This is a genomic window from Hydrocoleum sp. CS-953, from assembly GCF_002260545.1.
Lineage (GTDB): Bacteria > Cyanobacteriota > Cyanobacteriia > Cyanobacteriales > Microcoleaceae > Trichodesmium.
This window is the reverse complement of the sequence record NZ_LGSU01001175.1, coordinates 1-7593: the sequence shown is the minus strand read 5'-3', so window position 1 is coordinate 7593 and position 7593 is coordinate 1. Positions and strand designations below refer to the sequence as shown.

6 protein-coding genes are annotated in these 7593 nt (G+C 36.6%); 4 read left to right on the top strand and 2 right to left on the bottom strand.

Annotation, left to right across the window (positions count from 1 at the left end):
* The 3 genes from AFK68_RS18995 to AFK68_RS18990 form a co-directional block, all read left to right on the top strand.
* Nucleotides 1-1147, top strand: a 1147-nt coding sequence (locus AFK68_RS18995) for an AI-2E family transporter (protein WP_094674155.1), incomplete at its 5' end; no start/stop codon positions are given.
* Between the two features lie 256 nt (nt 1148-1403).
* Nucleotides 1404-1580, top strand: a complete 177-nt coding sequence (locus AFK68_RS37045) for a hypothetical protein (protein WP_168186547.1) — start codon at nt 1404-1406, stop codon at nt 1578-1580.
* 510 nt (nt 1581-2090) lie between these two features.
* Nucleotides 2091-3245: a homocysteine biosynthesis protein gene (locus tag AFK68_RS18990; protein ID WP_094674153.1), complete on the top strand. Its 1155-nt coding sequence runs from the start codon at nt 2091-2093 to the stop codon at nt 3243-3245.
* A gap of 528 nt (nt 3246-3773) precedes the next feature.
* On the opposite strand, the gene AFK68_RS18985 is transcribed toward AFK68_RS18990, so the two are convergent.
* Nucleotides 3774-4970, bottom strand: coding sequence for a hypothetical protein (locus AFK68_RS18985; RefSeq protein ID WP_094674151.1), 1197 nt, complete (start codon nt 4968-4970; stop codon nt 3774-3776).
* A 1023-nt stretch (nt 4971-5993) separates the two neighbouring features.
* Here AFK68_RS18985 and AFK68_RS18980 point away from each other — a divergent pair.
* Nucleotides 5994-6872: a tetratricopeptide repeat protein gene (locus AFK68_RS18980; protein WP_094674149.1), complete on the top strand. Its 879-nt coding sequence runs from the start codon at nt 5994-5996 to the stop codon at nt 6870-6872.
* A gap of 95 nt (nt 6873-6967) precedes the next feature.
* On the opposite strand, the gene AFK68_RS18975 is transcribed toward AFK68_RS18980, so the two are convergent.
* Nucleotides 6968-7393: a hypothetical protein gene (locus AFK68_RS18975; protein ID WP_094674147.1), complete on the bottom strand. Its 426-nt coding sequence runs from the start codon at nt 7391-7393 to the stop codon at nt 6968-6970.
* Nucleotides 7394-7593: the final 200 nt, after the last annotated feature.

The following is a 7593-nucleotide window of genomic DNA, read 5'->3' as shown; positions in this document are numbered from 1 at the left end:
ATTTACCATCCTCGCTTCTATATACATATTGTGGCAAATTCGTCAATTACTATTGTTAGTATTTACTGCAGTGGTAATTGCTACTACTCTTAATAAACTATCCAGATGGCTACAACGTTTCCGAATTAAGCGATCGCTCGCTGTATTAATCTCGGTCAGTTTATTTATTCTACTAATTGTCACCTTTTTTTGGGTAATTGTTCCGCCTTTAGCAGAGCAATTTCAACAATTAATAACTATTGTTCCTCTCGGAATTGATAAATTAAATGATTGGCTGAATATACTTAAAGATCAATTACCCAATCGACTCAGAGAACAATTACCAAATATTGATATTAATGAAGTTATTCCTCAACTACAACCAATATTTAATCAATTAATTAATAATGCCGGAGCATTTGTTGGTAATACTTTCGGAATATTTCTGAGCTTACTACTAACTCTCGTTTTAAGCATAATGATGTTGGCAGATCCAGTCTCTTATCGTCAAGGGTTTATCAAGTTATTTCCTTCTTTTTATCGGCAAAGAGTTAACTTAATTTTAGATAGTTGTGAAATAGCTTTGGGAGGATGGGTAATTGGTTCTTTATTTAATATGAGTGTAATTGCTTTACTCAGTTTTATCGGCTTATCTATCTTAAAAATTCCCCTGGCTTCAGCTCAAGCTGTTTTGGCAGGATTACTAACTTTAATGCCACATATTGGACCGACTATAAGTGTGATTCCGCCATTGGCGATCGCTCTTTTATACTCACCTTTAAAATCTGCTTTAGTTGTACTTATTTATATTCTCATTCAACAAATTGAAAGTAATATTTTAAATCCTTACTTAATTGCCAGAAAAGTTTCTTTGTTACCTGCTATTACATTAATTGGTCAAGTATTTTTTGCTAGCTTTTTTGGATTTTCCGGACTTTTACTAGCTTTACCTTTAACAATTATTTGTCAAGTTTGGATCAAGGAGTTATTAATTAAAGATATTCTTGATAACTGGCAAGTTGAAAATTTTCCTCCTCAAAGAGATAATATTGATGCTCTGTCTAAAACCGCTAAAGTTGTAGAGAAAAAAATTGATTCAGAAATCGACAAATTAGTAGAAAACATCGGTGAAGATTCTCCTACATCTGAAGTCGGGCATTCAGAATAAACCTCTAAATCATCTGAACAAACGTCTTAAAATTTTGGATGAAGCTGCCGTGGATTTAAACCACTAAAATTGTAGAAGAAAAAATTGATTCAGAAATGGAAAAATTAGTAGAAAACCTCGGTGAAGATTCTCTTACATCTGAGGTCTGGCATTCAGAATAAACCTCTAAATCATCTAAACAAACCTCTGAAAATTTTGGATTAAACTGCTGTGGATTTAAACCACTAAAATTGTAGAAGAAAAAATTGATTCAGAAATGGAAAAATTAGTAGAAAACCTCGGTGAAGATTCTCTTACATCTGAAGTCTGTAATTCAGAAGAAACCTCTAAATCATCTAAACAAACCTCTGAAAATTTTGGATTAAACTGCTGTGGATTTAAACCACTTATTTGTTTTGTATCTCCTGAAAAGCCAAATCATTATTACTTCTGATTTATGACTTGACTAAGACAGATTTTAAATTAGTCTTAGTCCCTCAGAAAATACCATTTATTTGCAATAATACTCTGAATAATTGTTGATTAAATATGATAGTTTAGACTGCACCGAAGGGTGTTATTTATTCCGTGTAGTTTTAATCTCAATAAGTCGGGTTTATTATGAAATAGAATACGTCAAATTTCCTATCCTACTCCCTTAATAGATGATAAAAATTGCTGCAATTAATGACAAAATATCCAACACAAAAGCTGTTGTATGGAAAATAACATAACCCCAAGCAAAAATTGCAGAAACTCTCAATAATTCTTGATCAAATCTGATTGTTTAGGTCGGACTGATCGCTCTTGTTTATTCAGTCCAATTTCAACCTCAAGAAGTCGAGTTGATCGGGAAATATCATACGACAAATTCAAGATTAATGTGGTACAAGTGAGTTAGTAAATGTTTTTTTCTTGTTCCCTATCCTACTTCCCTATTCCCTATTTCCTAATCCCTCAATAAATGAGAACAATTGCTGAAATTAACCACAAAATTTCCAACAAAAAAGCCGTTGTCTGTACAATAACAGAACTCAAAGCCAGAATTACTGAAACAAGTATTACCCAGGTAGCAAAAGAAGTTGATGTCATTACAACTGGCACCTTTGAGCCAATGGAGTCCTCCGGAGCTATCATTAACTTGGGACATACTGACCCCCCCATCAAAATTCGCTCCTGTTGGCTAGATGGTGTCCCAGCTTACTCAGGCTTTGGGGCTGTGGATTTGTATCTTGGGGCAACTCAAATAGCTGAAGATGCTGAAGAATCTAAAGAAAGAGGTGGAGGCCATATAATCGAAGACCTAATTGCAGGTAAACCTGTCCACCTCAGAGCAATTGGTCAAGTCACAGATTGTTATCCACGGGCTACTTTTGAAACGACCATTACCCGTGAGACAATTAACCAGTTTTATTTATTTAACCCACGAAATTCATATCAAAATTTTATCGTTGGTGTTAATGGTGGCGATCGCCCCCTGTTTACTTATCTTGGCCCTCTCCTGCCAAATTTAGGTAATGCGGTTTATTCTAATCCTGGTGCTATTTCCCCACTCTTCAATGACCCAGACTTAGAAGTAATTGGTATTGGTACCCGGATATTTTTGGGTGGTGGTATTGGATACATTACCTGGGAAGGTACTCAGCACTTTCCCCTACAAAAACGTCTTTCTAATCGTACTCCTATTGGACCTGCTGCGACTTTAGCCTTAATTGGAGATGCCAAACAAATGCAATCTGAATGGGTGCGTGGTTGTTATTTCAAAAATTATGGTCCATCAATTATGTTAGGTGTGGGTATTCCTCTACCTGTCTTGAATGAAAAAGTAGTAGCTAACTGTGCCATTCAAGACCAAGATATTGTTGCGCCAGTTGTAGATTTTTCCATTCCTCGGCGGGTGCGTCCAACTTTTGGTCTAGTGAGCTATGCTCAACTCAAATCTGGTCGGATAAAAATAGAGGGCAAAGTTGTTAGAAGTGCCCCCCTAGCGAGTATTTTCCTATCTCATCAAATTGCCTTAGAGTTAAAAGAGTGGATTGAAGCTGGAGAATTTACTCTAACTGAATCAGTTGCTCAACTTCCTATGGATAGAACTTTTTTACCATTTCTAGAACGTTAAGAAGTCAGGAGTCAGGAGTCAGGAGAAATGGGAATTATAGAGGAGGTAGTTGGCAGAATTATCCCTCAATTTTTCTGCCATAATCATCCCAAAATACTAGCTTTTTGGAGATCTTTCCACCGAAAAGCTGCCACTTTTTAAGAGGCTAAAAATTCTCCGGTGTTTATATTTCAATACACCCGATAATTAGGGTTTGCTGAAAAAGTCTTATGGGTCAGGGTAGGAGTCAACCCACCCCAGCCCCTCCCAGGAGGGGAAGTCATGAGTAATTGGGGAATTTAGAGGAGGTAGGAAGAAGATTTATCCGTTGATTTTTCAGCCATGAGTCAACCCAAGATCCTAACTTTTGGCATCTCTAGAGAACGAAAACCTTGTACTTTTTCAAGATATGAAAAGGCTAAAACCTTTATATCTCAATGGTTTGATATTTAATCAGCAAGCCCTAACTAAAGTTTTCTTCCTTCTTCCTTCTTCCTTCTTCCTTCTTCCTTCTTCCTTCTTCCTTACTTTACTAAAAAATTAATTCCCTTACTCATCTGGATTTTTCTTTCTTTTAGTTGGTTTAGGAAGAGCTTCTTTACGAATAGGAGTTGAATTTGTTGGATAATTATCACTTTTGGGACGAGGTGTTCGAGGATAACTACTTCTTCTATTATTATTATTATTTTTATTAAATGTTCTCTTGCCTTTTGATGGAAACTTACTACGATTATTTATTAATAGACTACCAATATCATTACCATATTGAATAACAAGAGATGTATTCTGGCGCTGAATATGTAAATCCCAGAAACGATTCAATGGGCGATCGCCTAAATTCCCTTTTAGTTTCAGCTTAAAAAACCTCGTTTCTTCTTCACCTTTGCGGGCTGATTGTTGCACCTTAACTATTACATATTCTTCGTCTTGAGATTGATAAATTACTTCTCCTCGAACAGAAAAATAACCATCATTTAAGGCATCTAAACTATCTATTTTAATTTCAGGAGTAGGAAGAAAATCAACTTTTTCAGAGTTATCTATATCCTCTGTTTCTTTTACTTTTTCTTGACCTTTATCATCTTCAGCAGAAGAAATTTGCTGCTGTTCTTCATTTATTAATTCAGTAGAGGATTTTGCTTTTGTTCTTAGGGTTTCTGGTTCCCATACCCCCATAATTTGAATATGTAGGTCATTATTTTCTTGTCTGGTACGAGGATAAACTACCCAGAGATGTTCTGATTCTAGGTCTAAATGATTTTTTAATAGACTCATTACCCGACCCAACAATACAGCATCTATTTCCGAACCATCTGGTGTTCGTAAGTTACCCCGTGTAAATTGCTCCGTAGAAGGTTGATAACAACCCCGAACTAAACCTATAGCTCGGTACTGTTTTGGTTCGCTAGGGGGAGCAATTGGATGTTGTCGCACAGTTGTAATATTCTGAGTCGGAGTATCAGTTTCAGTTTGCTCTTGGTGGTTAGATTTGGCAGAATTCAATGGTTTAGTATCTGTCACAGTTAAAGTATTAGTAGTATTAGTCCCTTGATGGTGTTCTTTGGCCATATCTGTGCCGGAAGATTCATTTATTGATTTCACAGTCCTCTCAGAACTTAGGCCATTAGTTGTTCTGGAAAGACTTTGCTTAATATCTGATTTATTAATAGCTTGCTCACTAGGAGGGGCCTCGTGAGATTTTGTAGATTTATTTGTCTTGTGGGAGTGGTTAACAGAAGAATTCATAAAAACTCCTATGAGGGGAGATACATCCCTTATGGGAATATAGGAAAATACAAGTAATAATCTATATAGAAATTCTAATCTTAGATTAAGAAACGGTTAATGTTATTGCAGTCGCCAGGGCGGTTAAGACATTCTCACGCCTCTGAAATTTAGTCCGTGCTGCGAATGTATGGGTGAATGGCCATTCGCCCATACTTCTGACTTATGCTTATAGATGCCCAGATATTTCACAATAACACAGTTATTTTGGCCTGAGCTGCTAATACCAATCAAGATTTTATGAGCATTGGACTAATTAACTAGCTATTAGCTTTTAGCATTTCCTGACGGAATGCTGCGCAAACAGCTAGCCTCCTGCGGAGGAACTACGTTTTTCATGTCGCGCAGCGAAACAGCTTTTAGCTTGTAGGGGCGAATGGCCATTCGCCCCTACTGGGTTTAAATCCCCGGTTTCTATAAACCGGAAGGTGGGCCGAGGGGTTTAAATCCCCTTCTAAACGTTTACTGCTGACCGCTGACCGCTGACCGCTGACCGCTTTTTAACTTAGGCTAAGACTAAGACACTGTAACAAGATTATTTAGACTTAAGGTTTCTGGCGACTATCGCTCAGGTGGGACTGAAAACTAAAAACTATGGCTTTCAGTGGGCAAGTCTGATTCACTTTTATTTCAGCCTAGCTAAAAAAATTTAGTATTAGGTAGGATGATTAACCTTGCTATTGTAATTAATCCAATTCAATTGTTGCTCGATCCGTAAAGTTTAGGTAATTTTTCTGGATAAAGATGTAGGTAAAAAAAAACTATTGTTCCTGAAAACTTTAACTGAAAAAACCATAAGCCATCTGGTAAAACTTCGGTTTTGTGAGATGCTATTCCCGGTCAAGATGGAAACCCAAGTTTTACCTAATTGGGTCATCGTCGAGTAGTTCAAAAGTATTGAAGTTGAAATGCTTAAGAACTCTGACTATAGTAATGGTTAAGTGAGGCTGAAAGCTATTGTTAAGGTTGGGAGAATTTAATTCAATGGTAGATAAAAATCGTGGTTTTTTGATGGCGGTGGTGGTACTGGTAATAATTGCTTTCTTGGGATTTTCTCTCTCTCCATTGTTAGGAGGGTTATTAGAGGCCAATCAACAAAATAATCAACCAACTCCATCACCAAATCAGACATCTATAGCAGATCAAGAAGCAGATTTACTGGCACAGGCACGGGGTTATGAGTTAGTTTTACAAAGGGAGCCAGATAATTTAACTGCACTCCAAGGACTTTTGCAAGTAAAGTTAGAGTTAATTCAATCAGGCAAGGGTAGTATTGAGGAGGTTATACCCCCACTGGAAAAACTGTCTGAACTAAATCCTAGTAGTACAGATTATAATGTTTTACTGGCTCAAGCTAAAGCATATACAGGCGATCGCGAAGGTGCTGCTCAGATTTATCGTTCCCTTCTGACAAACAAACCAGGCGATCTAAAGGCTTTGCAAGGTTTGGTTAATTTGTTGTTGCAACAAGAGCGCCCTGAAGCAGCTATTGGTTTGTTGCAAGATACACTCAAAGCTGCTCCTGTTGCTAATCAAGTCCAAGCTGGCAGTATTGATGTGGTCTCAGTGCAGTTGATTTTGGGGCAGGTTTATGCGGAGCAAAAACGCTACGATGAGGCGATCGCTGTTTATGATGAAGCTATTAAGGGTAATACCGAGGATTTTCGGCCGATTTTGGCTAAGGCAATTATGTTAAAAGAGCAAGGTAATACTGAAGCTTCTCAAGAACTTTTTAATCAAGCAATAGAGCTAGCTCCTGCTGGATTTAAGGATCAAATAAATCGGGAAGCATCTGCTAATTCTGATTCTGAAGCACAGGTATCTCCGGAGGCAAATTCTACAGAGACTAAGACACAAGAGTGAGAAAATAATCTAGATTGACAGTAATTTCAACTAAGTCAAATCTAAATACTAAACAACTTGGGAAATGACTGAATATATTTGGCTCTGAGAAATTATCAGGGTCTTTTTTTACTACATAAACGACCTAGACTAATTAAGCCTACTCCTAATACTATGCCTGGATCTATTGGTAGTTGAGAACTTTTTTTCTCAAGATTATATTGCCAATTTCCTACCTTAGCCTTCACAAATTTTGTTTGACGATTGGCATGAAGAAACTTGTATTCCAAATTACTTTTTTCTGGAAGTTTATTTAGAGTTTGTGTAACTACTATTGCTTCATTAGTAACTTTTGAATTTCCTTGGATAACATCATCAATTACATAATTAGGCTCTATTTTGATAGGAATTTTAGTTGTTTGAGCTGTTAAAAAAAATTCTGATAAATTATTGATTGCCCGTGCAGAATTTAGATTTATCGTGCTGTAAGTAAGAATAGTACCAACAGCAACAGAGGCTATTTTTATCAAATGATTTTTCATGTCAGTGAATTCCACAATACTTTATTAATATTTTTTATTTTGGAGACTTATTTTGACCTCACTTTTGTAATTAACTAACTCAGATACCTTTCTGGATAGTGCTGTCAGGATTTTTAGTCTCAACAGTAATATTACTGATATGCCATTTTTATTGTATATCGGTTATTTAAGGCTGTGTATTGATCAAATAACGCATGAAT

What these genes read in the sequence shown, in the direction of transcription:
- AFK68_RS18990 (WP_094674153.1), top strand. Translation starts at nt 2,091, where the DNA reads ATGAGAACAATTGCTGAAATTAACCACAAAATTTCCAACAAAAAAGCC.
- AFK68_RS18975 (WP_094674147.1), bottom strand. Translation starts at nt 7,393, where the DNA reads ATGAAAAATCATTTGATAAAAATAGCCTCTGTTGCTGTTGGTACTATT.
- AFK68_RS18980 (WP_094674149.1), top strand. Translation starts at nt 5,994, where the DNA reads ATGGTAGATAAAAATCGTGGTTTTTTGATGGCGGTGGTGGTACTGGTA.
- AFK68_RS18985 (WP_094674151.1), bottom strand. Translation starts at nt 4,970, where the DNA reads ATGAATTCTTCTGTTAACCACTCCCACAAGACAAATAAATCTACAAAA.
- AFK68_RS37045 (WP_168186547.1), top strand. Translation starts at nt 1,404, where the DNA reads ATGGAAAAATTAGTAGAAAACCTCGGTGAAGATTCTCTTACATCTGAA.